Below are 25,496 nucleotides of genomic sequence, written 5' to 3'. Positions count from 1 at the left end.
GGCGCTTGGTAGGGTTCAGGGGGCGCCGGGCGCCGCATAGGTCAGGCGAAAGCGCTGCAGCAGGGCGTCGCCGCGCCGGCGCGCCTTGGCCAGGGCCTGGGCCATGTCCTGCTGGCCGGCCAGGGCGGTTTGCACCTGCTCGGTCCAGGCCAGGCGCAGTTGCGGGAAGAAGCCCAGACGCGGCCCGACGCCGGGCTGGCCAGCCGTGGCATCGAGCGAATCGATGCCGGCCACGACCGAGGCGGGATAGTTGGTGGCATCCTTCATGATCTGCGCGGCGACCGGCCGGGTCACGGGCAGGTAGCCGGTCTTGCTGGCCAGCAGGCGCTGGTTCTGCGGCAGCTGGAGATAGGCGATGAAGGCTGCCACGGCAGCATAGACCTGCTGGTCAAATCCCTTCATCACCCACAGCGAGGCGCCACCCGGCACGCTGTTGTGGCGCGTGCCGCCGGCATGGACCGGCAGCGGCCGCACGGCAACATGAGGCAAGCCGCTGCGGGCGACGGCATGCCAGGCGCTGGTGGAGTCGAGCAGCATGGCGCATTCGCCGGTCGTGAAGGCCAGCGTATGGCGTCCGGTGCGGGTGGCGGCGGCGTCCACCAGCAGATGCTGCTGATGCCAGCGCTGTATCTGCTGCATGAAGCGCAGCGGCAGCCCCTGATCGAACAGGTAGTGCGTGGCCAGTCCCTGGTGTCCGTTGTTCTGGTCGGCAATGAGTGCGCCTTCGATGGTGCTGACCTGTTCCAGCAGGATCCAGGGGTTGAAGTCGCTCACCAGCGGGCAGGCCTGGCCGGCGGCGCGCAATTGCTGCGCGGCCTGTTCCAGTTCGCGCCAGGTGGCCGGCAGCGTGGTGACACCGGCCCGACGCAGCTGGTCGGTGTTGAGGTAGAGCACGGCGGTGGAGACGTTGAAGGGCAGGGAATCGAACTGCCCCTGCGCATCGGTGTAATAGCTGCGGATGGCGGGCAGGTAGTCCTGCCAGTTCACCGCGTAGCCGTGATCGGCCATCAGCTGATGCACCGGGACGATGGCGCCGCTGAGCATCATGTCCAGCGTACCGACGTCATAGATCTCCACCAGCGCCGGCTGCTGCGCGGCACGATAGGCGGCGATGGTCTTTTGCATGGTCTGCTCGTAGGAGCCGGGGATGACGCACCGTACCTGATGCTGCCGCTGCGCGGCATTGAAGCCGGCGCACAGTTGTTTGACCGCCTGCGCCATGGGGCCAGCATGGCTGCTCCAGAACTCGAAACTGGCTGCCTGTGTGCGCGCCATGCTCAGCGCCAGCAGCAGCCCCAGCATCAGCCGGGCGCAGGGAGAGCCGCAGCCTCGGCGGCGGTGAAGGAACAGGATCTTCACATGACCGGTCGGGTACTGTCGCGGATCACCAGGTGCGTCGAAAACATCTTCTGCACCAGAGCCGCCTCGGAGGCGGTGGCATCACCGGACTGGTTGCGCCGTTCCTGACGCTGCCCGATGCGTTCGAGCAGCAGGTTCACGGCGAATTCGCACATCTCCAGCATGGGGGCGTCCACGCTGGTGAGCGAGGGAATGCTGAAGTCGTCATAGCGCATGTTGTCGAAACCGACCACGCTGATCTCCTGCGGCACCTTCACGCCCAGGTCGTAAAGTGCCTTGAGCGCGCCCAGGGCCATGCGGTCATTGCCGAGGAAGATCGCATCCGGGCGCTCGGCCTGGTGGCAGAGCTGGGCGGCGGCACGGTAGCCGCTTTCCAGCGACCAGTCGCCGGTGACCACCCATTCCGGGCGTGGCGTCAGGCCGCATTTTTCCAGTCCATCCAGATAGCCGAAATAGCGCGCCTCGCTCGAGGTCGGCGCCTCATCTTCACGCGACTTGCCGGGCAGGTGGTCCTTCTGCGGCCCGGTCACCAGCGCAATTTTGCGGCAGCCCGTGCGATGGAGATGTTCCACCACGGCCAGGGCGGCCTGGCGATCCGACTGCACCACATGATGGCAGGCCGGTTCGGCCAGGCCATAGACCACGCAGGGATAGCCCAGCCGGTGCAGTTCGCTCACCACAGGATTGCCGGCGCGATTGACCATGGCAATCATGCCGTCGATGCGGCCGGCCAGGAACAGGTCGCGCACATAGACCAGCGAGGCCTCGTCCTCGCGCATCAGGTTGCGTTGCAGCAGCGTATAGCCGGCGCGGTCGGCGGCGCGGGTGAGGGTTTGTACGACGTTGTGATAGTGGGTGTCCTGGGTGCGCTCGGAGCGCTCGTCATAGGACGAGCCATTGAACATCACGCAGGCCAGTGTGCGGGTCGAGATGTTGCGCAGCGAGCGCGCGGCCACGTTGGGGATGAAATTGAGCGAATCGATGGCGGCTTGCACCAGCTCGCGGGTCTTCGGGGCGACTTTCTCGGGGTGGTTCAGCACCAGCGAGACCGTCTGGAAACTGACGCCGGCAGCCTTGGCGACGTCCTTGATGGTCAGGCGGCTCATGGTTGTGGCAGGCGAGGCAGGTGCAACGGTGAAGGCAGGATCGAGGGCGGTCGGTGCGTGTGGTTCATGGCGTATCGGCGTCGGAATGCTCAGGCAGGAAGGGCGGGCCGGGCTGCGCAATCATATATGAGGCCATGTGCAGCAGGACTGGCGCGCGCCCAAAAATGTTTTTGCGACAAGGGCGGTGAATGTAATCACGGGGTCATAAATCTTCGAGAAAATACGCATCCATTGGAACGTTCTAATGTAAAGCGACAGGGAATAAGTCGCAGAAAATCATTTGGTTCGCAATCAGTTGTTAAGGCTGACATTTTTTTTCACAAGAAATTAGAACGTTCTATGCATGATAACCCGCTTCGCCACCGGCTGTCCGGTCGCGCAAGCCTTTCAGCCACGACTTGTTTTCAGGGGAATACCATGTCTTATCGCAGTGGAAGTCAGCATTACCGACGTTTGTCATTGATGAGCCTGGCGATCCTGTCGGTGCTGCCGCTGCTGGCGCAGGCAGCCGATGCGGTGCCGGCCGGGGAGGGCGCCCAGGCCGGGACCGCGCCGGCAGGGCAGGACGGCAGCGTCAAGCGCCTGGACAGCGTGGTGGTGACCCGCAAGCGCAGCCAGACCAGCGCCGCAGTGGCCGGCAAGGAAGTGGAAGAACGCGTCATGGACAGCGTGACCCGGGAGCAGGTGGAGCGCCTGCCGGATTCGACCGTGACCGATGTGGTGCGGCGTGTGGCCGGGGTATCGGTCACTTTCAACCCGGACAACGTGAACGGACGTGACAAGGCCCAGTTCATTGCCATTCGCGGCCTGGACGGCAGCTACAACAACGTCACCCTCAATGGCGCTCCCATCGCTTCGGTGGACCAGACCACCCGCAGCGCCCGCACCAATATGCTGCCGGCCTCGATGGTCAAGGAAGTGCAGGTCTTCAAGACCTGGACGCCGGACATGGACCCCAATGCCGTGGGTGGCTCGGTCAACATCGTCAGCCGCAGCGCCTTCGACAATGGCGGCAAACCCGTCTTCAGCGCCACCGGCGCCCTCGGCCATGCGGCCGGCAGCGGCAAGGTCGCCTCGGGAGCGGAAGGCCTGGCCAAGAAATCGGACGTCAGCTTCAGCAACACCTTTGGTCCGGACAATCGCTTCGGCTACGTGATCTCGGCCAATTACGAGAAGGAGAACACGGTCTCCATCGGTCACATGACCACCGACAACATCTTCTACAACTACTACAACGCCAACGGCAGCATTGCCAACCCGGCGTCCTCGGGCGGCCCCAATACCGGCAATGGTTTCGCGGTGCCGCAGCAGTTCAAGTACTGGCAGCACCTGAAGAACAGCGAGACCAGCGGCTTCAATGCCAAGCTGGAAGGGCGCTTCACTCCGGATCTGTACGGTTTCCTGGGCTTCGGCTACAACAGCGATTCGACCCACATCTTGCGCAATGAAACCTTCATCGATGACAGTCGCAGCACCGGCAACAACCCGGTCCTGAACCAGACCGCCACCAGCGGACAGTTCGCGCGCGGCGAGGCCGAGGCCGGCTATGCCGCCTCGACCATCAAGCGCACCACCTCGGTACTGCAAGGCGGGATGGACTGGAAGCTGGACGACAGCCAGGTGCTCTCGCTGCGTTCGTCCTTCTCGCAAGCCCAGCATCGCGAGCCGCGCGAGCTGGCCAAGTACATCTTCGCCAACTTTGCCTATCCCGGCGCCGGTTCGGCCCCGGTCCTGAGCGGTACCAATGCGCTGGGCATGAGCTACAGCACCGCCAGTTTCGAGCCTTCGGTGGCACTGAACAATCCTTCCAACTTCACCAACCTGAACAACTGGCAGGCTTATTACTGGCGCAAGGAAATGGTGAGCATCGACGATCAGGTCGGCGATGTGAAGCTGGATTACCGCTGGAACATGGACCAGGATGCACGCGGCCTGGGTGCTGGCGTGGGCGTGGATTACCGCCGCCTGGAGCACAGCTATGACTACGTGAACAACCAGTTCTTCCCCACCTCCGGTGGCCTGACCCTGGCCGGCAACGGGTCGGTGTCCGGCACCGTCCTGCCCTACAGCGGTGGTTTGCCCTTCATCCTGGTCAACGGTTCCCAGGCCTGGCAGCAGTTCGCCGCCAACCAGGGCAAGATTGCCGCCAGCAGCGCCAACAGCGTCAACAGCCTGCAAAGCGATTACTCGCACAGCGAACAGACGGCCGCCCTCTATGCGATGGCTTCCTGGCGCACCGACCGCTGGAGTGCATTGTTCGGCATGCGCCAGGACAATACCAAGCTCTCCACCACCGGCAATGTGCGCAACGTCAGCAATGGCACCACCACCTGGGTGTCGCAGACCAAGGATTCCAGCTACAACTATCTGTTGCCGGCGGCGTCGCTGGTCTTCAATGCCACCGATGCCGTCAAGCTGAAGCTGGCAGCCAGTCAGACCATCGGCCGTCCCAATTACGATGCCTATGCGCCCAACACCACGATCAGCCAGAACACCGATGGCTCGGTCACCGTGACCCAGGGCAATCCGGATATCAAGCCACGCGAATCGAACAACCTCGACGCCTCCGCCGAGTGGTACCTGCCCAATTCGAGCCTGCTGTCGCTGGCCGTGTTCAACAAGAAGATCAAGAACGAGATCTATACCCTCTCCAGCCAGGGCAGCCTGTTCTACAACGGCGCTACCCGCGCGGCTTCGATCACCCAGCCGGTCAATGCCTCCAGCTCGCGCATCAACGGGGTGGAGCTGAGCTACGTGCAAAGCTCGCTGGGCTGGATCAGCCCGGCCCTGCAAGGACTGGGCTTCAGCGCCAACCTGAGCTTCCTGGACGGCCGCCTGAACGCCGCCACCAGCAGCGGCGGTACGCGCACCCTCCAGAACCTGGTCAACCAGCCGGACCAGATCCGCAATCTCACGGTGTTCTACAACTACCAGAAGCTGGATCTCTCCGCAGCCTACAACTGGACCGGCCGCAGCCTGCGCCTGGTGGACGCCAGCCTGCCCAGCCAGGACGTCTACTGGCAGGCCCGCAAGCAGATCGACCTGCAGGCCCGCTACGACCTGGGCGGTGGCTGGCGCGCCTTTGCCGAGGTGGCCAACCTGACCAACTCGCCGGTGACCAGCGTGACCGGTCCCAACAAGGACCAGCTCAAGGACACCTTCTCCATGGGCCGGATGATCTGGCTGGGGGTGAACTACAGCCCCAAGAACATGTGATGACGCCCTGTTTCGTTTGACTCACCCTTTGTACCTCCCCCTGTAAGGAACTGCCATGTCCAATCTTGAACAACTCCTGGAACTGAGCCGCCAATCGATGGGCATCATTCCCATCCTGGCCCTGCTGCTGCTGGTGGTGCTGGCCGTCTCGGTCGAGCGCTTCATCTTCTTTGCCCGCTGCCTGCCCTCGGGCAAGCAGATCGACCAGGCGCTGGTGCGCGCCGATCACCGCAGCGATGCGGCCCTGCAGGACATCGCCCAGCGTTATCGCAGCACGGTCTTCGGTGCGACCTTGCACGCGGCGGTGGAGTCGCGTGCGTTGGCCTCGGGCGAGGCCATGGACCGCTACATCGACGAAGCCATCGTGCGCACCATGCCGGAACTGGACCGCTCGCTGTGGCTGCTGGGTGCGGCCATCACGCTGGGCCCGCTGATCGGCCTTCTGGGTACCATCATCGGCATCACTGAATCCTTCAACGTGCTGGGCACGGCGGGCAGCAGCAGCGGGGCGGTCACCAACGGCATCGGCCATTCTCTGCTGGCCACCGGCTGCGGCCTGCTGGTGGCCATCGCGGGCGTGGCGGCCAACAGCTATTTCTCCAAGCGGGTGCGCCTGGCCCTGCTGGAGCTGGACCTCATCAAGCTGGTCTTCATCAAGCAGCACTGCCTGCTGGAGCAATCCATCGTCGTGCGCCAGGCCGCCGGGCCTCACGCTGCCGGAGCAGGCAAGCCGGCCGTCAAGCGCGCCGCCGACGTCGCCTACGCCGGAGCCGCATCATGAGCCGCACCCGCTACCTGCAATCGGATGAGCCGCATATCGAGATCATCCCGATGATCGACATCATGATGTTCCTGCTGATTTTCTTCATGGTGACGATGCTCAAGATGATTGATGTCAGCGGACTCAAGATCAACGTGCCGCAAGCGGCCAGCGCCGCCACGCTGCCCGGCAAGTCGCTCACCATCGTGGTGGACAAGAGCGGTGCCATGTTCTTCGAAGGCAAGCCCATCGAGCATGATGCCCTTGTCGGCCAGCTCAAGGAGCGTGCCCGGACCGCCAGGCTGGAAGTGCTGGTGGCCGGGGACAAGGATGTGTCGCTGGAAAACCTGCTGCACGTGATGGATGTCGCCCGCGCCGCTGGTGTCGAGGACATCGGCATCGCCGCCAGGCATTGAGGTCCGCATGCGCCATTCCCTGACCCTGCCGCTGAACGGCCCGTCGTCCTCTTCCTGGCCGGATCAGCCACCTGCCGTGCCGTCCGGCAACGCGCTGCGCTGGCCGCTGGCCGTCGGTGTGGCCCTGGCGGTCGAATGCGCCATCGTGCTGCTGGCCTGGCCGAAGGCCCCGGTGTTGCCTGAACCGGTGCCGGAACCGGTCAAGGTGATGAAGCTGGTGACTATCGCCGAGGCGCCGCCCTTGCCGGAACCAGCGCCGCCGGTGCCACCGCCGACGCCCAGGCCGCCCAAGCCGGTGCCGCCCAAGCCATCGCCCGCACCCAGGCCGGCGCCGGAGATGGCGGCCCAGAATGCACCATCCCAGCAAGCGCCTGCTCCGGCGCCAAGCCAGCCTGCGGCCCCCGTGGCTGCCGCGCCCAGCGCGCCTGCGGCGCCGGTGACGCCCGCCCCCAAGGCCCAGCCGGGCGAAGTGCGGCGCGGGCTGGTGCCGTTGCAGCGGGTGGAGCCGGACTATCCGCCCAAGGCACTGGCCAGCAATACCGAGGGCGTGGTGATCGCGCACGTGACCATCGAGAAGGATGGTTCGGTAAGCGCCGTGCAGATCGTACGGGCGCAGCCCCCCAGGTTGTTTGACCAGGCCGCCATCAAGGCGCTGATGCAATGGAAGTTCTCGCGCACCGATGAGCCGGTGCTGGGCGAGGTCGAGCTGCGCTTCAGCCTGAACTGAGATTGCGCACACAAGCACACAAGGATTGCGAGATTCGCCGATGAAAAGAAAATCCCCAGGCCGCCGCCATTTCCTCAAGAGCGCCGCCCGCACGGGCAGCGCGGCACTGGCCCTGACGGCCTTGCCGGCCAGCATCCGCAAGGCGCTCGCGGTGGCGCCTTCGTCGCCGACGGGCAGCATCAAGGATGTGAAGCATGTGGTCATCCTGATGCAGGAGAACCGTTCGTTCGATCACTATTTCGGCTGCCTCAGGGGCGTGCGCGGGTTCGGCGATCCCATCCCGCGCCCCTTGCCTGACGGCAGCCCGGTATTTCACCAGCGCGATCCGCAGGGCCGGCTGGTGCTGCCGTATCGCATGGAGATGGCCACCACCAGCGCCGGCCGCGCCGGTGGCCATCTGCCTCATGCCTGGAAGGACCAGCACGCGGCATGGAACCGGGGGGACTATGACAAATGGATCGAGGCCAAGAAGGATGCCGTCACCATGGGCTACTTCACGCGCGAGGATATTCCCTTCCACTATGCCCTGGCCGATGCCTTCACCATTTGCGATGCCTACCATTGTTCGGTGCTGGGCTCGACCAACCCCAACCGCTTCCACCTGATGAGCGGTGGCATCGATCTGCAGGGCAGGGCCGGCGGCCCCATGACCTATCAGCCGCGCACCGGCGCCTGGTCTGGCGTGCCGGGCGAACGCCGCAGCGGCGCCGACAGCTTCGGCTGGACCACCTATCCGGAGCGGCTGGAGCAGCATGGGGTTTCCTGGAAGGTCTACCAGGGGACTGACGAACTGCAGGTGGACAACGGCGACTATCCGAGCGACTTCAATGTGCTGCAATATTTCTTCGCCCGCTATCAGGACGCCGCGCCCGATTCGCCCCTGTGGCAGAAGGCCTGCAGCAAGTTCACGCTGGCTGACCTGGCGCGCGACGTCAACAGCGGCACCCTGCCGCAGGTGTCCTGGCTGATGCCGCCCAAGCTCAGTTGCGAGCATCCCGACCGCACGCCGGGCTACGGCGCGCACTACATCAGTCTGGTACTCGACATCCTCACCGCCAATCCGGCCCTGTGGAGCAGCACGGTGCTGCTGGTGAACTACGACGAGAACGATGGTTTCTTCGACCACGTGGTGCCGCCCACGCCGCCGCTGCATGCCGGGCAGGGCTTGTCGACGGTGGAGGTGAGTGACGAATTCCACCGCCTGGGCGATTACGTCAACCCGGCCGATGACCTGCCGGCCGGGCTGGGCGCGAGGGTGCCGATGATGGTCATCTCGCCCTGGTCCAAGGGCGGCTATGTCTGCTCGGAGGTGTTCGACCATACCTCGGTGATCCGCTTCCTGGAACAGGTCTTCGATGTGTACGAACCCAACATCAGCCCGTGGCGGCGCGCGGTGTGCGGCGATCTCACCTCGGCCTTCGACTTCCGCCGCCGCGACGTGGCCAGCCCGGTGCTGCCGGATACGTCGGCCTACCGTGCCCTGTCGGATGCGCAGGCGCGCCTGCCTTCCCCGGTGGCGCCGCCGAACCCGGCGATGCCGCAGCAGGAACGCGGCAGGCGGCCCGCGCGGGCCTTGCCTTACGTGCTGGCGGTGGATGACCGGGCCTTGGCGGAGCATGGGGCGCTGCAGCTCGAGTTCCTCAATGCGGGCAAGGCCGGCGCGGTCTACCAGGTCTATGCGCGCCAGGACAGCGCACGCTACCAGACCTTCACGGTGCAGCCGGGCAAGTCGCTCACGGCGCAATGGCGTGGTGTGGGCCCGGCCGGTGGCTATGACCTGAAGGTGTATGGCCCCAACGGCTTCCTGCGCGAACTGCGTGGCAGCCTGGAACGTGCGGGCCAGGCCGAGCCTGTGGTGCAGGCACGCCATGACGGCGAGCGCGGCGAGCTGGTGCTGGTCTTGTCCAACCCGGGCACGCAGGCGTTGCGCCTGGTGCTGCGCGATCAGGCCCACGGCCAGGCCACGCGCACCGCGCAGCTGCAGCCGGGGCAGTCGCTCACGCAGCGCTGGCCGCTGGAAGACAGTCATCACTGGTACGACCTGCTGGTCCAGGCCGAGGACCGGCCGGGATTTGCGCGCCGCCTGGCGGGCCATGTGGAGACCGGCCGGACGTCCTTCTTCATCAGCTAGTCGTCTTTTTGCGGGCGGCATGCGCGGCCCGTTTTATATTCCTTCATCTACCAGGACGATTTCATGCATTCTCTTGGCCGTTTTCTCCTCACCTGTACCCTTTGCCTGCTTATGGATCAAGCTCAAGTCCACGCTGAACCCCGTGCCTGGCGCCCGTCGGCGCTGACCACCGCCACTGGCCCCATATTGGTATCGTCGCACCGCAGTTGCTGGACCGAAACCTCGGAAAATTCGCTGGATGGCATTCGGCGCTGCATCGCCGAAGGGATCGATATCGGCGAAATCGATGTCCGTACCACCCGTGATGGTGCGCTGGTCCTGATGCACGACCAGACCGTGGACCGCACCACCAATGGCCAGGGCGCGGTGGCCGAGCTTACGCTGGCGCAGATCCGCCAGCTGCGGCTGTACGCACGCGGCGGCCGCAACGGGGCGGCCCTGACGGCGCGCCGGGTGCCGACGCTGCAGGAAGCGCTGGCCGTGGCGCGTGGACGCATTCTGCTCAATCTCGATGTGAAGGCAGCCGATATCGGCCCGATGGTGGCGGCGATCCTGGAGACCGACACGGCGCGCGACGTGCTGCTCAACATCAATGCCGGCGTCGATCCGCAGCAGGTGGCCTGGGCGCGTTCGCTGGGTATTGCCGTGCAGACCCTGTATTTCGATGAAAAGACCGGGGCGGCGGGGCGCAGCGGGCAATTGCAGGCCCTGGCCAGCCAGGAGCCGACGGTGTTGCAGCTCATCTTCCGTGATCCGGCGGTGGTCGGCGCGGCGACCGAGGCGGTTGGACGCAGGCCGGTGCGCTTGCTGGTCAATACCATGGCCCTGGACATCGACAGCGGCCGCCCCATGGATCTGGCGGGCCCCTATCTGGATACGGTGGCCGTCGAACACCCGGAACAGGTCTGGGGCAAACTCATCGCCAGTGGCGTGAGCATCATCCAGACCGATGAGCCGCAGCGTTTGCTGGCGTGGCTCAAGCGCAAGAAGTTGCGCTGATCTCCACCGGGAGGGGCTGGTTTGCCCATCCCGGCGACGGGCAAAAAAAAGCCCACGACCTTGCGGTGTGGGCTTGAATCCAATTCTTTAGGAGGAAATTGGAGGAGACAGGTGTTACTTTACTGCTGCGCACCAAATTCATCCAATTTATCTTCCGTATATCAGATATTCATCCAGATTATTTCATGCGCGTGGATATGAAGCCGCTCGATCAAGCTGGGCGCACGCTCCCATCCTGCAGGCCATCGTCAGGTGAAGCTTCGTGCACGCGCGGTTTGCAAGGGATCTTGCAGGCCTTGTCCGTGGCTGGCTCGCCGCTATATTGCATTGCCATGGGATCAACCACATGCTCGGTCAGCACCGGTTCGCCGACGATGGGCACGCGCAGGACCGAGGAGCAGCGGGTGCCATAGTCCGGTGAACGGATGAAGATGGGAGAAAGCATGCGCTCCTTTTCCAGTCCCACGCCGGTATCGGGCAGGCGGCAGTCGTTGGCGCGGGTGCCGTCGGTCAGCATCTCGAAGAAGGTTTCTTCCGGCGCGCCCTGGCAGAGCAGGCTGGCAAACTGCGCCTTGGCGCGGGTGAGCTTGGGCCAGGGCGTGTCCAGCAGGGCATTGGAGACGCCGTAGACACCGTACTCCAGCGGCTGGCCGTTGCGCGGGTCTTGCTGGCCCCGGTTGGAATACCATAGCATCGTGTCGCGATTGCCCAGCAGCAGGTTGAAACCGTTGTAGCGCTGTGCATCGCCTTCGATCTGGCGCAGGTAAGCCTGCGGATCCATGTCGCCGGCCAGGTAGTCGGCCACCAGTTGGCCCCGGGTGGGCGCGTCCGTGCGCCGTTCCGAGGGGGCGCGCACATTGGTCAGCGCCGCAAAGCGGCCCTCACGGGTCACCCCCAGCCAGGTGCCGCCGCCTTGCAGGTCGCGGCCCGCATAGATCTGCGGATGGTCGCTCCACCAGTCGGCCTGGGCCGCCGGGCGGGCGTAGAACTCGTCGCGATTGGCCGCCAGGATCAGCGGCATGCCGGGGATGACTTTCCAGGCGAAGATGATCAGGCACATGGCGCAACATCCTCGAACTGTTCGACATGACGCTCTCCGCTGATGAGCACGCGGGCGCCCGAGTCGTCCAGGGCGCGCGCCAGGGTCTGGGTGAATTCCGGGGCAGCGGAAGGGGGGATGTCGTTGTAGATTTCCATCCAGGTCTGCAGACCATCTTGTTCGCCGGGGCGCCGCTTGAGCGCGCCGCTTATGCCCAGGCGGGCCTGCAGCATGGCTTGTACGCCCTTGATCTTGCCGAACAAGGCGTCGGCGTGGACGCGCTCGACCCGATAATAAATGTAGAGATCCATGGCTTCCCCCCTATGGCTGCTGTGCTGCCCGCCGCTTATTGCGGATCGGCCAGCTCATAGGGAAGGGCATGGAAATGCAGGGCAGGGCCATCGGCGGCGCCCAGGTGCACGGCGTCCTCGGCGGCGGCCAGCTTCATTTCTACCAGGGCCAGCGCATGGCCCTCGTCCAGTGCTTCGGCATTGACCACCATGCCGCAGGGCTGGCCGGGATCGGCTGCAGCGAAGACTTCCTGGCCGGCGCGGGCAGCGGCACTGGCGATGGTGGCCAGCAGGGTGCGGCGCTTGAGCTTGCCCAGGTACTGGCTGCGCGCCACGATTTCCTGGCCGGGATAGCAGCCCTTCTTGAAGTTGACCCCGCCGATCAGTTCGAAATTGACCATCTGCGGCACGAACTGCTCCTGGGTGGCGGCCACGATGCCGGGCACGCCCGCCCGGATCTCCGAAAGACGCCAGGCCGTGCCTGCGGCCGGGGTCAGATGCTGGGCCAGCCTGGGCCAGGCCGCCATCAACGTGTCGGGTGCGGCGATCCATTGATAGCGCGGGCTTTCAACGGCATCGGCCAGGCGGATCAGGGTGCCGTGGCTGTTGTCGATCTTGTCGTAAGGGGCCGCGGGCAATACCGGGAACCACTCGGCCAGCGCATTGGCGGTGGCCGGGCCCACCAGACCGAGCACGGCGCGTTCGGCACCGGCATCGGCCAGTTTGGCCTTGGCGCGCAGGACGAACATCTGCAGACGTTTCTGGACCGACGCCTGCAGGCTGCGCGGCAGTTGCAGCCAGATGGCCTGCTCGTCGCGCCACATCAGGAAAGTGGCCAGCAGGCGCCCCTTGGGAGAGCAGTAGCCGGCCAGGCGCGCCGCGCTGGTATCGAGCTTTTGCACATCATTGGTGAGCTGGCCGTGCAGGAAGCTGGCGGCGTCTTCGCCGGTCGCGGCGATGAGGCCCAGCGTGGTCAGCGGGGCCATGAAGCTGGCCAGGCTTTGCGGTGCGGGGGCCGTTGGGCCGAAGCCGGTGACGTCGGCACTCTCGGCGTCGAACTGGGCGCCTTGTTGCGCCAGGAAGTCATGCCAGCCGGAGCTGGGGGAGGTCATTTCTGTCATAGGAAATCTTTTACGGATTACGTCTTGCCAGGTCGGTCTGTCCGGCAAATTAGGCAACTGTCGTGCCAGCGATTATCATTGATGCCTCGATTATAGTGATCTCCGAAAAATCGCGTCGGAGCGACAGGAATTTGGCATCTGGTATGAAGAAGTTATTGGCAACATTGTTCGTGCTGGCCGCGCTGGTGGTCGCCGCTGGCGTGTACTGGAGCAAGCAGCCCATCGTGCCGTCCGAAGGCCAGGTGATCGCCTTCACCATCACGCCCGGTGCCGGCGTGTCGGGTGCCGCCCAGCAGATCGCTGCGGCCGGGGTGCCGGTCAATCCCGACCTTTTTGCGCTGTATGCGCGATTGTCCGGTGACGGTGCGCGCATCAAGGCCGGCAGCTACGAGATCAAGCCCGGCTACACGCCGCAGCGCCTGCTGCTGCAACTGGTGCGCGGCGAATTTGCCCAGGAAGCGCTGACCATCATCGAAGGCTGGACCTTCAAGCAGATGCGCAAAGCCATCGCCGACCAGCCCTCCCTCAAGCACGACACCAGCAGCTGGACCGACCAGCAGATCCTGGCCAAGCTGACCAGCGAATACACCTATCCGGAAGGCCTGTTCTTCCCCGATACCTATCTCTTCGCCAAGGGGGCCAGCGATATGCAGGTCTACAAGCAGGCCTTCGCCCTGATGAGCAAGAAACTCAACGAAGCCTGGGCGCGGCGCGACCTGTCCTTGCCCTATCGCACGCCCTATGAAGCGCTCATCATGGCCTCCATCGTCGAGAAGGAAACTGGTCAGAAGTCCGAGCGCGGGATGGTGGCGGGCGTCTTCGTCAATCGCCTGCGCACCGGCATGCTGCTGCAGACCGATCCGACCGTGATCTATGGCATGGGGGATCGCTATCAGGGCAAGATCCGCAAGGTCGACCTGTTGACCGACACCCCCTACAACACTTACACCCGCGCCGGCCTGCCGCCCACGCCGATTGCACTGCCCGGTGCCGCCTCGCTGGCCGCCGCGCTCAATCCGGACAAGACCGAGGCCTTATACTTCGTGGCGCGCGGGGATGGCACCAGCCATTTCTCCAGCAACCTGACCGAGCACAACCAGGCCGTCAACCGCTACCAGCGTTGAGCCGGCATTCTTTTTTACCGTTTTAGTGAGGCGCGATTCCTTCATGGCATCAGGCAAATTCATTACCTTCGAAGGCATCGACGGCGCCGGCAAGTCGACCCATATTCCTTTCGTCACCGAGCTGCTGCGCGCGCGCGGCCTGTCGGTGGTGGCCACCCGTGAACCCGGCGGCACCGACCTGGGTGAGCGCCTGCGCGAGCTGGTCCTGCATCACAAGATGCATCTGGAAACCGAAGCCCTGCTGATGTTTGCCTCGCGCCGGGAACACTTGGCGCAGGTGATCGAACCGGCGCTGGCGCGGGGCGATTGGGTCATTTCCGACCGCTTCACCGATGCCACCTTCGCTTACCAGGGCGGTGGCCGCAAGCTGGCGCTGGACAAGCTGGACAGCCTCGAACAGTGGGTCCATCCCCATCTGCAACCGGATCTGACGCTGCTCTTCGACGTGCCGCTGGAAGTGGCGCGCGCGCGCCTGGATGCCGAGCGCACGCTGGACAAGTTCGAGCAGGAAAAGGCCGATTTCTTCGCCAACACCCGCGCCGAATACCTGCGCCGCGCCGCCCAGTTTCCGCAGCGCTTCCGTCTCATCGATTCCACCCGGCCCATCGCCGTGATCCAGGAAGAACTGCGCGCCATCGTGGCCGCGCTGTGAGGGAGGCCGCATGTCCGTGACTTCTTCCGAGGCGCTGCTGCCCTGGCAGGGCGAGAGCTGGCGCCAGTTGCAGCAATTGCGCGAGCGACTGCCCCATGCGCTCCTGTTCTATGGTGCGGCCGGCACCGGCAAGACGCAGTTCGTCGAAGCTTTCGCCAAGTCCCTGCTGTGCGAATCGCCTACGCCCCAGGCTCATGCCTGCGGCGTGTGTGCGTCCTGCAACTGGTTCTCGCAATCGAATCACCCGGACTACCGGCGCGTGCGCCCGGAAGTGCTGGACGACGACGTGGCCGATGACGAGGCAGGTGAAGAAAAGAAAACCGCCAAGGCCAGCAAGGCCCCCTCCAAGGACATCAAGATCGACCAGATCCGTGCGCTGGCCGATTTCATGAACGTTTCTACCCACCGCTCGGGATTGCGCGTGGTGATGCTCTATCCGGCCGAAGCGCTCAACACGGCGGCGGCCAATGCCTTGCTCAAGACGCTGGAAGAACCGCCGCCGGGCACCATGTTCCTGCTCTTGTCCAATCGCCTGGACCGCCTCTTGCCGACCATCCTCTCGCGCTGCCGCAAGTTTGCACTGACCGCGCCCGGCCATGACGAGGCGCTGGCCTGGCTCAGGCAGCAAGGCGTCAAGGATGCCGATGCCTGGCTGGCCGAGCAGGGCGGTGCTCCCCTGGCGGCGCTGGAAGCGGCCCAGGGCGAAGGACGCGAGGCGCTCGATGAATTGTTGCGCCAGCTGGCCCAGCCCGGCATCGATGGCGCCCTGCGCGCCGCCGACAAGCTGCAGAAGACGCCCGCCGCCGATCTGGTCGGCTGGGTACAGCGCTGGCTCTATGATCTGCTGTCGCTGAAGTCGGCGGGCGTGGTGCGTTACTACCCGCGCTATGGCAAGGAGCTGGGCAGACTGGCCGAGCGGGTCGATGCGCTGGCGCTGTCCAAGGCATTGCGCGGCATGGGCGAGCGCCGCGCCATCGCTGATCACCCGCTGTCGGCCAAGCTGTTCATCGAAGAAATGCTGATCGATTACGCCCGCCTGTTTGACTGAGGCCGCGCAGGCCGGCGGCCATGCGTCCATGCGTCAAATCGCCGCGCCTGGCGGCAAGGGGCGTGCGGGACCGTATAATCCCGGCCATGACGTCCCTGACTTCTTTCTTCATTCCGGTGGCCGATCAGGTGAAGCAGCCTCAGCACCTGCTGCTGTCGCGCCTGTTCTGGCTGCGCTGGGCCATGGTGGCCGGCGAGCTGGTGGTGCTGGCGGGCGCCCATGCCTGGCTGCACATCGCCTTGCCGTTGACGGCCCTGCTGGGCTTGATCGGTGTGCAGGCGCTCATCAACGGTGCCACCTGGCTGCGCCTGCGCTGGGTGCGGCCGGCCGAGCAGCCGGAACTGTTCCTGCAATTGCTGCTGGATGTGACGGTGCTGACCGCGCTGCTGTATTTCTCGGGTGGCTCGACCAATCCCTTCGTCTCCTTCTACCTGCCTGCGCTGGCGGCCGGCGCGGCCACGCTGGCCTGGCCGTATGCCTTGCTGCTGGCCTTGTGTGCGCTGGGTGCTTATTCGGGACTGGTGTATTTCTACCAGCCCTTGCACATCCACGATCATGGTCAGGCCATGGCCTACCACCTGGCCGGGATGTGGATCAACTTCTCGATCTCGGCGCTGCTCATCACCTGGTTCGTCAGCCGCATCGCGGCCGCCGTGCGCTTGCGCGACGGCCAGCTGGCCCAGGCGCGCGAGCGGCAGTTGCAGAGCCACCGCATCGTGGCGCTGGGCACCCAGGCGGCCGGGGCTGCGCATGCGCTCAATACGCCCTTGTCCACCATGGCCGTGATCGCCGGCGAACTGCGGCGGGAGATGGCCGACAATCCATCGCTGGCACCCTACGATGAAGAATTGCGCATCGTCGAAGAGCAGATCGCGGTCTGCAAGGCGGCGCTGGAAAACATGCGCCTGGATGCCGATGCCCAGATCCGCAATGAAGACAGCGCCGCCATCACGCCCTGGCTGACCACGTTGCTGGAAGGCTGGCGCCTGCGGCATCCGGCCGTGCTGCTGGTGGCCGAGGTCCACCAGCCGGGCTGGATGGCCAGCCAGCTGCAAGACCTGTCGCAGATTCTGCTGACGCTGCTGGATAACGCGGCGCATGCCGTACGCGGCCTCGGCCATCAGGGGGAGATCCGGATCCGCCTGACGCCGGCCGAGTCGTCTGAGGCCACGTCCGCAAGGATGGGTAAAAAGATGGCCGTCATCGAAGTCTCCGACAATGGTCAGGGTATTGCCCCCGAATTGTTGCAGCGCCTGGGCCACGGCCCGGTGGCCAGCAGTTCGGGGGGATCGGGCATTGGATTGATGCTGGCGTTTGCCAGTGCCACCCACCTGGGCGGCAAGCTGAAGCTGCGCTCCGCAACGGGGCAGGGGACGGTGGCGCAGTTGCGCTTTCCCTTGTGTTGATTGATTTCGTATTTGAGTTCGTTTATTTCTTTTGCCGAGTCGCTGATGAGTGCCGCCTTCCTGATCCTCGATGACAACGACGTCTTTGCCGGCACGCTGGCGCGTTCGCTGGCCCGGCGCGGTTTTCGCGCCACCGTCGCGCATACCGGCGAAGAGGCGCTGGAGGCCGCGCGCCGCGAGCGTTTCGACTATGCCACCATCGACCTGCAGCTGGAAAAGGATTCCGGCCTGCAATGGGTCGCGCCGCTGCGCCAGGCGCTGCCGCAGGCCCGCCTGCTGGTGCTGACCGGCTATGCCAGCATCGCCACCACGGTACAGGCCATCAAGTCCGGCGCCGACAATTACCTGGCCAAGCCGGCCAATGTGGATTCCATCCTGTCGGCCTTGTCGCATGCCGCTGAAGGCGAGGCCGTTGCCGAGCCGGTGCTGCCGGTGGAAGAAGCCTCGCCGCTGTCGCTGGAACGCCTGGAATGGGAGCACATCCAGCGCGTGCTGGCCGAGCATGAAGGCAATATCTCCTCGACCGCCCGGGCGCTGAACATGCACCGCCGCACCCTGCAGCGCAAGCTGGCCAAGCGGCCGGTGGCGCGCTGAGCGCAGGCCGGCGACCCCGGTAACGAAAAGTAAGGCTGGCAAGCAGGGGCGACAGCCTGTCGGCATGGCTTTACAATAGCGGCCATGTATATCGATTCCCATTGCCACATCAATTTTCCCGACCTGGCCGCACGTTTGCCGGAGATCTTCGGCAAGATGGCCGAGAACCAGGTCAGCCATGCCCTGTGCGTGTCGGTGGACCTGCCGGACTTCCCGCAGGTGCTGGCTCTGGCCGAGCAGTATCCCCACGTCTACGCCTCGGTCGGCGTGCATCCGGATTACGAAGAGACCCCCGAACCCTCGCTGGAAGAACTGATCCGCCTGGCCGACCATCCGCGTATCGTCGCCATCGGCGAGACCGGGCTGGATTACTACCGCCTGCAGGGCGATCTGGAATGGCAGCGCGAGCGCTTCCGTACCCACATCCGCGCCTCGCGCGCCACCCGCAAGCCGCTCATCATCCATACCCGCTCGGCATCGGAAGACACCATCCGTATCCTGCAGGAAGAAGGTGCCAGCCCGCAGGCAGGCGGGGTCGCGGGCGTCATGCATTGCTTTACGGAATCCCAGGCGGTGGCCGATGCGGCCATTGAATTGGGCTTCTACATCTCGTTCTCGGGCATCGTCACCTTCAAGTCGGCCAAGGACTTGCAGCAGGTGGCGCGCACCATTCCGCTGGAGCGCATGTTGATCGAGACCGATTCCCCCTACCTGGCGCCGGTGCCCTTCCGGGGCAAGACCAACGAGCCGGGTTACGTGCGCCACGTCGGAGAATTCATCGCCGACCTGCGCGGTATCCCGGCGGCCGAGGTGGCGCGCCAGACCTCTGAAAATTTCTTCACGTTGTTCGGAATCAAGCCATGACCCTGCTGGAAAAGCTGCGCGCCCGCTTCGGCGGTATCGGCCGCATCGTGCTCTATACTTCGCTGCTGCTGCCGGGAGCGGCGCGTGCGGGGGCCTATGAAGATTACTTCCAGGCCATCCGCATGGATAACGTCTATTTCCTCAAGCAGCTCATGCAGCGCGGCATGGGCCCCAACCTGATCGAGCCCAAGCGCGGTTATACCGGCCTCATGCTGGCCATCCGCGAAGATTCGATGAAGGCCTTCGACGTGCTGGTCAACGCCCCCGACGTCAACCTGGAAGCCCAGGCCATCAATGGCGATACGCCGCTGATGCTGGCCTCCTTCTACGGCAATATCCCGGTGGTCAAGCTGCTGCTCTCGCGCGAGGTGCAGGTCAACCGCCCCGGCTGGACGGCACTGCATTACGCCGCCATCAACGGCAGCTCCGAGATCGTCAAGCTGCTGCTGGATGCCTCGGCCTATGTCGATGCCGAATCGCCCGATGACAAGATGACCCCCGTCATGCTGGCCGCCATGCGCGGGCGGGTGGCGGCGGTCGAAGTGCTGCGCGACAACGGCGCCGACCTGACGCTGAAGAACAAGGATGGCCTCACCGCCATGGACCTGGCCCGTCGCTACGGGCAGGATGGCGTGATCGACGTGCTCAGCCAGAAACCGCGCCCGTAATCGCTCGGTACGCTGATCCGGCAAAGCAAACGTCCCGGCCACCTTGCGGTGGACCGGGACGTTTGCTTTGCGGGGCAGGTTCAGCGCACCAGAATGTGCGGGCCGACGTCCTTGATGTCCTTGGTACCGGTCAGGGCCATGCTGACGTCAAGCTCCTTGCGCATGATCTCCAGCATCTGCGATACGCCTTCGCCGCCCATGGCGCCCAGGCTGTAGAGGAAGGCGCGGCCGATCATGGTGCCGCGCGCACCCAGCGCAACCGCCTTCAACACATCCTGGCCGGAGCGGATGCCGCCGTCGAACCAGACTTCGATCTGGTCACCCACGGCCTGGGCAATGGCCGGCAGGGCTTCGATGGACGACATGGCGCCATCGAGCTGGCGCCCGCCGTGGTTGGAGACCACGATGGCGTCGGCGCCGCTCTGAACGGCCAACCTGGCATCTTCCACATCGAGGATGCCCTTCAGGATCAGCTTGCCGCCCCATTGCTGCTTGATCCAGGCCACGTCATCCCAGTTCAGGGTCGGGTCGAACTGGCTGGCGGTCCACTTGGAGAGGGTCTGCACGCCGCCGGCGCCTTCGCCGCCCTTGATGTGGCCGGCCAGGTTGCCGAAGGTCTTGCGGCCGCCCAGCGCGCGCAGTGCCCAGCCGGGCTTGCTGGCCAGGTCCAGCAGGGTGTCCAGGGTCAGCTTGGGCGGCACCGACATGCCATTCTTGAGATCCTTGTGGCGCTGCCCGAGGATCTGCAGGTCCAGCGTGAGCACCAGGGCCGAGCACCTGGCGGCCTTGGCGCGGTCGATCAGGGATTTCACGAAGCCACGGTCACGCATCACGTAGAGCTGGAACCAGAACGGCTTGGTGGTCACGCTGGCCACGTCCTCGATGGAGCAGATGCTCATGGTGGACAGGGTGAAGGGAATGCCGAACTTTTCGGCGGCGATGGCGCCCAGCATCTCACCATTGGCCCATTGCATGCCGGTCAGGCCGGTCGGGGCGATGGCGACGGGCATGGTGACGTCGTGGCCGATCATGGTGGTGCGGGTGCTGCGTTCGTCGACGTTGATGGCCACGCGCTGGCGCAGCTTCAGGGCCGCCAGATCACGGCTGTTGGCGCGATAGGTGCTCTCGGTGTAGGAGCCGCTGTCGGCGTAATCGTAGAACGCCTTGGGGACGCGCTTCTTGGCCAGCAGGCGGAAGTCTTCGACACAGGTCATGACCGGCATGGTGTTTTTTCTCCGTTGTTATAGGGTGCGGCCGGGGCCGCCTTGTATGGTGGTGTTCTTGGGACTGCGGACATGGGGATTGCAGACTGCCCGTTATGCTAGTGCATACCCGCGGCGGCTGGGGTGAATCCCTTTGCCGCCATCCATGAAAATTTTACGGCCTTAGGCCGCCAGCAGCCGCGCCGCCGCCTGGCCGCTGCGCACGGCGCCTTCCAGCGTGGCCGGATAGTCGCCGGCCACGTAGTCCCCGGCCAGGGCCAGCCCGGCGGGCATGCCGGTATTGTGGGGACGCTGCAAGCCCGGTGTGCAGGCGAAGGTGGCGCGTTTTTCGGTGATGACCCGGCTCCAGCCGGGCGTGGCCAGGGCCGGATTGCCGAAGTCGTGCGCCAGCTGGCGGGTGATGCCTTCGGTCAGGGCCGCATGGCCATCCGCGATGGCCTGACCGGCGGCACTGACAACCACGGCCAGCAAGCCCGCTTCACCGCCCAGTTGTCCGCGGTCGAAGACGAACTGGCCCCAGGCCTGGGCTTGCGGATCGTCCGCCAGGGCCAGAAAGGGCGCGGGCAGGCGCAGCCCGGGCGGGTACTGCAGATAGCAGGTCGTGATGGGTTCGTGGTCCAGCGCGCGCAGCAGGGTGGTGTCGTGCAGACCTTCCAGCAATTGCGCGGCGGCCTCGGGGCCGGTGGCCAGCACCACCCCGGCGAATTCGCCCAGGCTTTCGGCGGCGCGGTCTTCCAGCCGCCAGTTGCCCGCGTCATTGCCCGGCAGCAGGCGCGCCACGGCCACGCCGGCCTGCACCAGCCCGCCGCGCTGGCCCAGGTAGGCGGCAGCGGCGTCGGGCAGCAGGGCGCCCAGGTCCAGGCGCGGGATCAGCATGTCGGAGGCCGCACGGCGCGCGCCCAGGCTGTCGCGCAGCACGTTCAGGAAGACTTGCGCCGAGGCGCGTTCGGGCGGCGTGTTCAGCGCGGCGATGCACAGCGGACGCCACATCAGGCGAATCAGGCGCGGCGTCTGCTCATAGCGCTCCAGCAGCTCGGCCACGCTGCAATCCTGATGCAATTGCCAGCCCATCCAGCGCGCCGTGGTGGAAAAGCGCGCCAGCGCCATCTTGTCTTCGCGCGCCAGTCCTTTGGCCCGCAGCAGCGCCACGGCCACGTGCCAGGGCGCAGGCAGGCGCGGGGCGAGGAAATCCATGCCCTCGCCGCCAGCGGCCAGCGGATAGCGCATCTGCAAGGGCAGGCGCAGCAAGGCGCTGGCGGGATCGACGCCGACCTGCTTCATCAGCGCCAGCGTGGCGCGATAGGCGCCCAGCAGGATGTGCTGGCCGTTGTCCAGCACGCGGTCGTCCAGTTCTACGCGCCGCGCACGTCCACCGAGGGTGCGTGCGGCCTCGAACAGGCTCACCCGATGGCCGCCCGCCGCCAGCGCCACGGCGGCCGCACAGCCGGCCCAGCCGGCGCCGATGACGGCGTAATGGCGCGGGGCGTTGATCATGCCAAGGCTGCCCGGTCAGCCGAAGACATAGGTCTTCCAGGCCAGCCAGAGCTTGCGGATGGGCGTGAGCGAGATGCGCTGGTTGAGCACCTGGTAGCGGTCGCGGGCGATCTCGTCGAGCAGGGTGCGGTAGATGGCCGCCATCATCAGACCGGGGCGCTGGGCGCGGCGGTCCTCCTTGGGCAGCAGGGCGAAGGCTTCGTCATAGACGGCCTGGGCGCGCTCGACCTGGAACTTCATCAGTGCCTCGAAGCGCTCGCTGTGGCGGGCGTTGAGGATGTCGGCGGCGGTCACGTTGAATTGCTGCAATTCGTTGACGGGCAGATAGATGCGGCCCTTGCGGCCATCCTCGCCGACGTCGCGGATGATGTTGGTGAGCTGGAAGGCCAGTCCCAGCTTTTCGGCGAAGAGCAGGGTGCCGGGCTGGGTATGGCCGAAGATGCTGGCCGAGAGCACGCCCACCACGCCGGCCACATGCCAGCAGTAGCGCTGCAGGCCGGGATAGTCGAGGTAGCGGGTCTGGTCGAGGTCCATTTCCATGCCATCGATGATGGCTTGCAGGTGTTCGCCCTTCAACTGGTAGGTGGCCACGTGCGGATGCAGGGCCTTGGTGACCGGGTGGGTCGGCTGGCCTTCCAGCATGGCGGCGATTTCCTTGCGCCACCACATCAGCTTGGTGCGGGCCACCATCGCATCCTCGATTTCATCGACGGTATCGTCGACCTCGCGGCAAAAGGCGTACAGCGCCGTGATCGCCAGCCGGCGCTGGGGCGGCAGGAACAGGAAGCTGTAATAGAAACTGGAACCGCTGGCGGCGGCCTTCTGCTGGCAGTATTCGTCTGGAGACATGGATGCGTGGCGGGCGGTTGAAGCATGGGGCAGGCGACCAGGGGCCCCTGCGGCAAAGGCGCTATGCTAGCCGAGTGCGCCCTGCAGGGCAAATGCCGGTTGCGCTTGCCGGCGCCTTGTTTTGCCGGTAGCCGGCCCTCTATTGCGGCCCCCGGCGTTGTCCTTTAAGCTCAAGCCAAGCGCAGTCCGGAAAAACAAATTCATATGACATCAAATCCGGATGAATTCTGCCGATAACCCAGAAGAAACCACGAAGAATCAGCAAACAAGCAGGACAGAGGCGGCGCGCCATCGGGCCAGACCCGCTGGCAGCGCGGCAAATCGGCAACCCTAGCCATCGACGATGGCGCCCTGGAGGCTGGAGATAACATGGACAGACTGGAAATCTTTCGCAATATCGCCTCGCAGGCGGGCCGTGGCGAGCTGGTATTCCCGGCCAACGTCAGCGCTTCGCTCAAGCTGCAAAAGGCCCTGGCCGACCCGGAATGCCATCTGGAACTGGCCGCCAAGCTGGTCATGGCCGAGCCGCTGGTGGCCGCGCGCACCGTGGCCATTGCCAATTCGGCGGCCTACAACCGCTCCGGCGGCGAGATCAACAACGTGCGGGCGGCCGTGATGCGGCTGGGCTTCCGTACCTTGAACACCATCACCACCTCGGTGATCGTGCGCCAGCTCGGCCGCACCATCAACAATCCCGGCATGCGCATCAAGTCGGCCCAGCTGTGGGAGCACTGCGCCCATGTGGCGGCCACCGCCTACGTGCTGACTTCCAGGCTGACCAAGGCCGATCCGGAGACGGCCATGTTTGCCGGCATCGTGCATGAAGTGGGCGGCTTCTACCTGCTCTCGCGCACGGATGACTTCCCGGGCCTGCTCGACGGCGGTACCGAAGACTGGATGGAATACGGCGAAAAGATGATTGGCCGCGCCGTGTTGAAGAAACTGGGGGTGCCCCAGCCGGTGGTGGATGCCATCGAATCGCTGTGGCATGGCGTGCGCGTGCTGCCGCCGCAGACCATCGGCGACGTGCTGCTGCTGGCCAAGGAAATGTCGCCGGTGCCTTCGCCGCTGCAACGCACGGCGGTGGCCGAGGCCGGAATCGGCGGCGAGAACCTGGTCGATGACTACCTCGGCGACGGTTCGCTGCGCGAGGTCATGGAGGATTGCGAAGAGCAGATCCGCACGCTGACGGCCGCCTTGCTGGTCTGAAGCGGCTTGCCGCAGAGGCTTCCTGAAGCCCCGCCCGGTGCAATGCCGGCGGGGCTTTTCATTGCGCGGCCGGTTTAACGGGTCAGGCCGCGCCAGCCAACGATGAGCCAGTCCAGCTTGCCCAGCCTGGGGCGCTGGCCGAAGACGTCGCCCCGGACCGCTTCGATGCGTTCCAGGATGCGCAGCCCGCCTTGCACCACCATGCGCAGTTCCAGTCCGATACGGCCCGGCAGGCGCCGCGCCAGCGGGGCGCCGGACAGCATCAGGGCGCGCGCCCGCGCTATCTCGAACTGCATCAGCTGTTGCCAGCGCTGGTCGTTGCTGGCCCGGGCGATGTCGTCCTCCGTGATGCCAAATCGCTGCAGATCTTCCAGTGGCAGGTAGATGCGCGACTTTTGCCAGTCGATGGCCACGTCTTGCCAGAAGTTGATGAGTTGCAAGGCGCTGCAGATGGCGTCCGAATTTCGGAGATTTTCTTCAGTTGCTGCTCCATAAAGATGAAGCATCAGGCATCCCACCGGGTTCGCAGAGCGATGGCAATAGTCCAGCAGGTCCGTGTAGCGGGGGTAACGGGTGGTCACCACATCCTGGCGGAAGGCCGACAGCAGGTCGCGCAAGGGTTGCAGCGGCAGGGCATGCGCGGCGATGGTCTGCTGCAGCCGCTGGAACATCGGCGTGGTGCAGGGCAACTGCTGCGCGATCAGGTCGAGCTGCGCTTCGTAGGCCTGCAGCGCTGCCAGCCGTTCTTCGGGCCGGGCATCGCCTTCATCGGCGATGTCATCGGCACTGCGCGCGAAGGCATAGATGGCCGCGACCGCAGGCCGCAGGCGCGCGGGCAACAGCAGCGAGGCCACGGGGAAGTTCTCGTAGTGATCGACGGCCATGGGGGTTCCGGCTTGCTGGCGGCGGGCCGATCAGTCGAACTTGTCTTTGAGCAGCGCTTCGATGGTGGCGATGCGCGTTTCCACCGTCTCCAGCAGGGCCTTGGGCATGGTGCCCCCGGCATTCAACTGCGCCGCCAGCGAGCGGGCGATGCCCATGGCGCCTGCGGTGAACTGCTTGCCATCCTTGGACAGCACGGCCGCCGCCGTGAAGAGGGTGGAGAACAGGATCTGGTCCGCGGTGTTGTTTTCGATGAACTTGTTCAGCAGCGCGTTGTGGTTTTGCTTCAAGGCGTCGAATTCTTCCTGGGTGGGCATGA

24 protein-coding genes are annotated in these 25,496 nt (G+C 65.2%); 14 read left to right on the top strand and 10 right to left on the bottom strand.

All coding sequences use genetic code 11. The annotated features are described in order from the left end of the window. Positions 1–15 precede the first annotated feature (15 nt). Positions 16–1,302: an extracellular solute-binding protein gene (locus AACH55_RS14060; protein WP_338715179.1), complete on the bottom strand. Its 1,287-nt coding sequence runs from the start codon at positions 1,300–1,302 to the stop codon at positions 16–18. Between the two features lie 53 nt (positions 1,303–1,355). After that, positions 1,356–2,465 (bottom strand): LacI family DNA-binding transcriptional regulator, encoded by a 1,110-nt coding sequence (locus AACH55_RS14055; RefSeq protein ID WP_338715178.1) that lies wholly within the window; start codon positions 2,463–2,465, stop codon positions 1,356–1,358. A gap of 417 nt (positions 2,466–2,882) precedes the next feature. Here AACH55_RS14055 and AACH55_RS14050 point away from each other — a divergent pair, with 417 nt between their 5' ends. The 6 genes from AACH55_RS14050 (at position 2,883) to AACH55_RS14025 (ending at position 10,714) form a co-directional block, all read left to right on the top strand. Then, positions 2,883–5,681, top strand: coding sequence for a TonB-dependent receptor (locus AACH55_RS14050; protein ID WP_338715177.1), 2,799 nt, complete (start codon positions 2,883–2,885; stop codon positions 5,679–5,681). Between the two features lie 55 nt (positions 5,682–5,736). Then, complete coding sequence (locus AACH55_RS14045; protein WP_338715176.1) at positions 5,737–6,462, top strand: MotA/TolQ/ExbB proton channel family protein; 726 nt, start codon at positions 5,737–5,739, stop codon at positions 6,460–6,462. Next, the gene (locus AACH55_RS14040; protein WP_338715175.1) at positions 6,459–6,857 is read left to right on the top strand and encodes a biopolymer transporter ExbD; all 399 of its coding nucleotides are present in this window, start codon (positions 6,459–6,461) and stop codon (positions 6,855–6,857) included. The genes AACH55_RS14045 and AACH55_RS14040 overlap by 4 nt, the downstream gene beginning before the upstream one ends. Before the next feature lie 7 nt (positions 6,858–6,864). After that, on the top strand, positions 6,865–7,584 hold the full coding sequence (locus tag AACH55_RS14035) for an energy transducer TonB (RefSeq protein ID WP_338715174.1): 720 nt from the start codon (positions 6,865–6,867) through the stop codon (positions 7,582–7,584). Between the two features lie 40 nt (positions 7,585–7,624). Then, a complete protein-coding gene (locus tag AACH55_RS14030) occupies positions 7,625–9,715 on the top strand; it encodes a phospholipase C, phosphocholine-specific (protein WP_338715173.1) in 2,091 nt (696 codons plus the stop codon). Positions 9,716–9,826: 111 nt separating this feature from the next. After that, positions 9,827–10,714: a glycerophosphodiester phosphodiesterase family protein gene (locus AACH55_RS14025; RefSeq protein WP_338715171.1), complete on the top strand. Its 888-nt coding sequence runs from the start codon at positions 9,827–9,829 to the stop codon at positions 10,712–10,714. Positions 10,715–10,925: 211 nt separating this feature from the next. Here the strand turns inward: AACH55_RS14025 and AACH55_RS14020 are convergent, their stop codons facing one another. The 3 genes from AACH55_RS14020 to AACH55_RS14010 are packed head-to-tail and all read right to left on the bottom strand — an operon-like array spanning position 10,926 to position 13,164. Further along, positions 10,926–11,774, bottom strand: coding sequence for an NRDE family protein (locus AACH55_RS14020; RefSeq protein WP_338715170.1), 849 nt, complete (start codon positions 11,772–11,774; stop codon positions 10,926–10,928). Then, positions 11,765–12,064 carry a DUF4936 family protein gene (locus tag AACH55_RS14015; protein WP_338715168.1) on the bottom strand — a complete coding sequence of 100 codons (300 nt, stop codon included), beginning with the start codon at positions 12,062–12,064 and terminating at the stop codon, positions 11,765–11,767. Before AACH55_RS14015 ends, AACH55_RS14020 begins: the two co-directional genes overlap by 10 nt. A gap of 35 nt (positions 12,065–12,099) precedes the next feature. Next, positions 12,100–13,164: a folate-binding protein gene (locus AACH55_RS14010; RefSeq protein WP_338715166.1), complete on the bottom strand. Its 1,065-nt coding sequence runs from the start codon at positions 13,162–13,164 to the stop codon at positions 12,100–12,102. A 143-nt stretch (positions 13,165–13,307) separates the two neighbouring features. Here AACH55_RS14010 and mltG point away from each other — a divergent pair, with 143 nt between their 5' ends. The 7 genes from mltG (at position 13,308) to AACH55_RS13975 (ending at position 19,520) form a co-directional block, all read left to right on the top strand. Further along, entirely contained in the window at positions 13,308–14,288 is a 981-nt protein-coding gene (gene mltG, locus AACH55_RS14005; RefSeq protein ID WP_338715165.1) for an endolytic transglycosylase MltG, read from the top strand. Between the two features lie 43 nt (positions 14,289–14,331). Beyond that, on the top strand, positions 14,332–14,940 hold the full coding sequence (gene tmk / locus AACH55_RS14000) for a dTMP kinase (RefSeq protein ID WP_338715164.1): 609 nt from the start codon (positions 14,332–14,334) through the stop codon (positions 14,938–14,940). A gap of 10 nt (positions 14,941–14,950) precedes the next feature. After that, positions 14,951–15,988 carry a DNA polymerase III subunit delta' gene (locus AACH55_RS13995; RefSeq protein ID WP_338715162.1) on the top strand — a complete coding sequence of 346 codons (1,038 nt, stop codon included), beginning with the start codon at positions 14,951–14,953 and terminating at the stop codon, positions 15,986–15,988. Positions 15,989–16,074: 86 nt separating this feature from the next. Then, positions 16,075–17,394, top strand: coding sequence for an ATP-binding protein (locus AACH55_RS13990; RefSeq protein WP_338715160.1), 1,320 nt, complete (start codon positions 16,075–16,077; stop codon positions 17,392–17,394). 45 nt (positions 17,395–17,439) lie between these two features. After that, entirely contained in the window at positions 17,440–17,988 is a 549-nt protein-coding gene (locus AACH55_RS13985; protein ID WP_338715158.1) for a response regulator transcription factor, read from the top strand. Positions 17,989–18,072: 84 nt separating this feature from the next. Next, positions 18,073–18,852 carry a TatD family hydrolase gene (locus AACH55_RS13980; protein WP_338715157.1) on the top strand — a complete coding sequence of 260 codons (780 nt, stop codon included), beginning with the start codon at positions 18,073–18,075 and terminating at the stop codon, positions 18,850–18,852. Continuing rightward, complete coding sequence (locus AACH55_RS13975; RefSeq protein ID WP_338715156.1) at positions 18,849–19,520, top strand: ankyrin repeat domain-containing protein; 672 nt, start codon at positions 18,849–18,851, stop codon at positions 19,518–19,520. The genes AACH55_RS13980 and AACH55_RS13975 overlap by 4 nt, the downstream gene beginning before the upstream one ends. A gap of 80 nt (positions 19,521–19,600) precedes the next feature. Here AACH55_RS13975 and AACH55_RS13970 read toward each other — a convergent pair whose 3' ends face one another. The 3 genes from AACH55_RS13970 to hpnD all read right to left on the bottom strand — a co-directional run bounded on the left by AACH55_RS13970 (position 19,601) and on the right by hpnD (position 23,086). Then, positions 19,601–20,743 carry an alpha-hydroxy acid oxidase gene (locus AACH55_RS13970; RefSeq protein WP_338715155.1) on the bottom strand — a complete coding sequence of 381 codons (1,143 nt, stop codon included), beginning with the start codon at positions 20,741–20,743 and terminating at the stop codon, positions 19,601–19,603. Between the two features lie 162 nt (positions 20,744–20,905). Next, positions 20,906–22,237: a hydroxysqualene dehydroxylase HpnE gene (gene hpnE / locus AACH55_RS13965; protein ID WP_338715154.1), complete on the bottom strand. Its 1,332-nt coding sequence runs from the start codon at positions 22,235–22,237 to the stop codon at positions 20,906–20,908. A 15-nt stretch (positions 22,238–22,252) separates the two neighbouring features. Continuing rightward, positions 22,253–23,086 carry a presqualene diphosphate synthase HpnD gene (gene hpnD / locus AACH55_RS13960; protein ID WP_338715153.1) on the bottom strand — a complete coding sequence of 278 codons (834 nt, stop codon included), beginning with the start codon at positions 23,084–23,086 and terminating at the stop codon, positions 22,253–22,255. Positions 23,087–23,455: 369 nt separating this feature from the next. Here hpnD and AACH55_RS13955 point away from each other — a divergent pair, with 369 nt between their 5' ends. Further along, complete coding sequence (locus AACH55_RS13955) at positions 23,456–24,295, top strand: HDOD domain-containing protein (protein ID WP_338715152.1); 840 nt, start codon at positions 23,456–23,458, stop codon at positions 24,293–24,295. Positions 24,296–24,369: 74 nt separating this feature from the next. On the opposite strand, the gene hpnC is transcribed toward AACH55_RS13955, so the two are convergent. After that, the gene (hpnC, locus tag AACH55_RS13950) at positions 24,370–25,179 is read right to left on the bottom strand and encodes a squalene synthase HpnC (protein WP_338715151.1); all 810 of its coding nucleotides are present in this window, start codon (positions 25,177–25,179) and stop codon (positions 24,370–24,372) included. Between the two features lie 30 nt (positions 25,180–25,209). Continuing rightward, positions 25,210–25,494 carry a hypothetical protein gene (locus tag AACH55_RS13945; protein WP_338715150.1) on the bottom strand — a complete coding sequence of 95 codons (285 nt, stop codon included), beginning with the start codon at positions 25,492–25,494 and terminating at the stop codon, positions 25,210–25,212. Between the last annotated feature and the right edge of the window lie 2 nt (positions 25,495–25,496).

Origin of the sequence: Herbaspirillum sp. DW155 (genome assembly GCF_037076565.1) — a bacterium.
Classification (GTDB): Bacteria; Pseudomonadota; Gammaproteobacteria; order Burkholderiales; family Burkholderiaceae_D; genus Herbaspirillum.
Note: the sequence above shows the minus strand (reverse complement) of the source record. Positions and strands in the feature narration are given on the sequence as shown.

Excerpts from the sequence above, each read along its gene's own strand:
- AACH55_RS13990 (WP_338715160.1), top strand. The coding sequence starts at position 16,075 with ATGACGTCCCTGACTTCTTTCTTCATTCCGGTGGCCGATCAGGTGAAG.
- AACH55_RS13955 (WP_338715152.1), top strand. The coding sequence starts at position 23,456 with ATGGACAGACTGGAAATCTTTCGCAATATCGCCTCGCAGGCGGGCCGT.
- AACH55_RS14015 (WP_338715168.1), bottom strand. The coding sequence starts at position 12,064 with ATGGATCTCTACATTTATTATCGGGTCGAGCGCGTCCACGCCGACGCC.
- AACH55_RS14020 (WP_338715170.1), bottom strand. The coding sequence starts at position 11,774 with ATGTGCCTGATCATCTTCGCCTGGAAAGTCATCCCCGGCATGCCGCTG.
- AACH55_RS13985 (WP_338715158.1), top strand. The coding sequence starts at position 17,440 with ATGAGTGCCGCCTTCCTGATCCTCGATGACAACGACGTCTTTGCCGGC.
- AACH55_RS14025 (WP_338715171.1), top strand. The coding sequence starts at position 9,827 with ATGGATCAAGCTCAAGTCCACGCTGAACCCCGTGCCTGGCGCCCGTCG.
- AACH55_RS14035 (WP_338715174.1), top strand. The coding sequence starts at position 6,865 with ATGCGCCATTCCCTGACCCTGCCGCTGAACGGCCCGTCGTCCTCTTCC.
- AACH55_RS13970 (WP_338715155.1), bottom strand. The coding sequence starts at position 20,743 with ATGCCGGTCATGACCTGTGTCGAAGACTTCCGCCTGCTGGCCAAGAAG.
- hpnC (WP_338715151.1), bottom strand. The coding sequence starts at position 25,179 with ATGGCCGTCGATCACTACGAGAACTTCCCCGTGGCCTCGCTGCTGTTG.
- AACH55_RS14055 (WP_338715178.1), bottom strand. The coding sequence starts at position 2,465 with ATGAGCCGCCTGACCATCAAGGACGTCGCCAAGGCTGCCGGCGTCAGT.
- hpnE (WP_338715154.1), bottom strand. The coding sequence starts at position 22,237 with ATGATCAACGCCCCGCGCCATTACGCCGTCATCGGCGCCGGCTGGGCC.
- mltG (WP_338715165.1), top strand. The coding sequence starts at position 13,308 with ATGAAGAAGTTATTGGCAACATTGTTCGTGCTGGCCGCGCTGGTGGTC.
- tmk (WP_338715164.1), top strand. The coding sequence starts at position 14,332 with ATGGCATCAGGCAAATTCATTACCTTCGAAGGCATCGACGGCGCCGGC.
- AACH55_RS13975 (WP_338715156.1), top strand. The coding sequence starts at position 18,849 with ATGACCCTGCTGGAAAAGCTGCGCGCCCGCTTCGGCGGTATCGGCCGC.
- AACH55_RS13945 (WP_338715150.1), bottom strand. The coding sequence starts at position 25,494 with ATGCCCACCCAGGAAGAATTCGACGCCTTGAAGCAAAACCACAACGCG.
- AACH55_RS14010 (WP_338715166.1), bottom strand. The coding sequence starts at position 13,164 with ATGACAGAAATGACCTCCCCCAGCTCCGGCTGGCATGACTTCCTGGCG.
- AACH55_RS14045 (WP_338715176.1), top strand. The coding sequence starts at position 5,737 with ATGTCCAATCTTGAACAACTCCTGGAACTGAGCCGCCAATCGATGGGC.
- AACH55_RS13995 (WP_338715162.1), top strand. The coding sequence starts at position 14,951 with ATGTCCGTGACTTCTTCCGAGGCGCTGCTGCCCTGGCAGGGCGAGAGC.
- AACH55_RS14060 (WP_338715179.1), bottom strand. The coding sequence starts at position 1,302 with ATGCTGGGGCTGCTGCTGGCGCTGAGCATGGCGCGCACACAGGCAGCC.
- AACH55_RS13980 (WP_338715157.1), top strand. The coding sequence starts at position 18,073 with ATGTATATCGATTCCCATTGCCACATCAATTTTCCCGACCTGGCCGCA.
- AACH55_RS14050 (WP_338715177.1), top strand. The coding sequence starts at position 2,883 with ATGTCTTATCGCAGTGGAAGTCAGCATTACCGACGTTTGTCATTGATG.
- AACH55_RS14030 (WP_338715173.1), top strand. The coding sequence starts at position 7,625 with ATGAAAAGAAAATCCCCAGGCCGCCGCCATTTCCTCAAGAGCGCCGCC.
- hpnD (WP_338715153.1), bottom strand. The coding sequence starts at position 23,086 with ATGTCTCCAGACGAATACTGCCAGCAGAAGGCCGCCGCCAGCGGTTCC.
- AACH55_RS14040 (WP_338715175.1), top strand. The coding sequence starts at position 6,459 with ATGAGCCGCACCCGCTACCTGCAATCGGATGAGCCGCATATCGAGATC.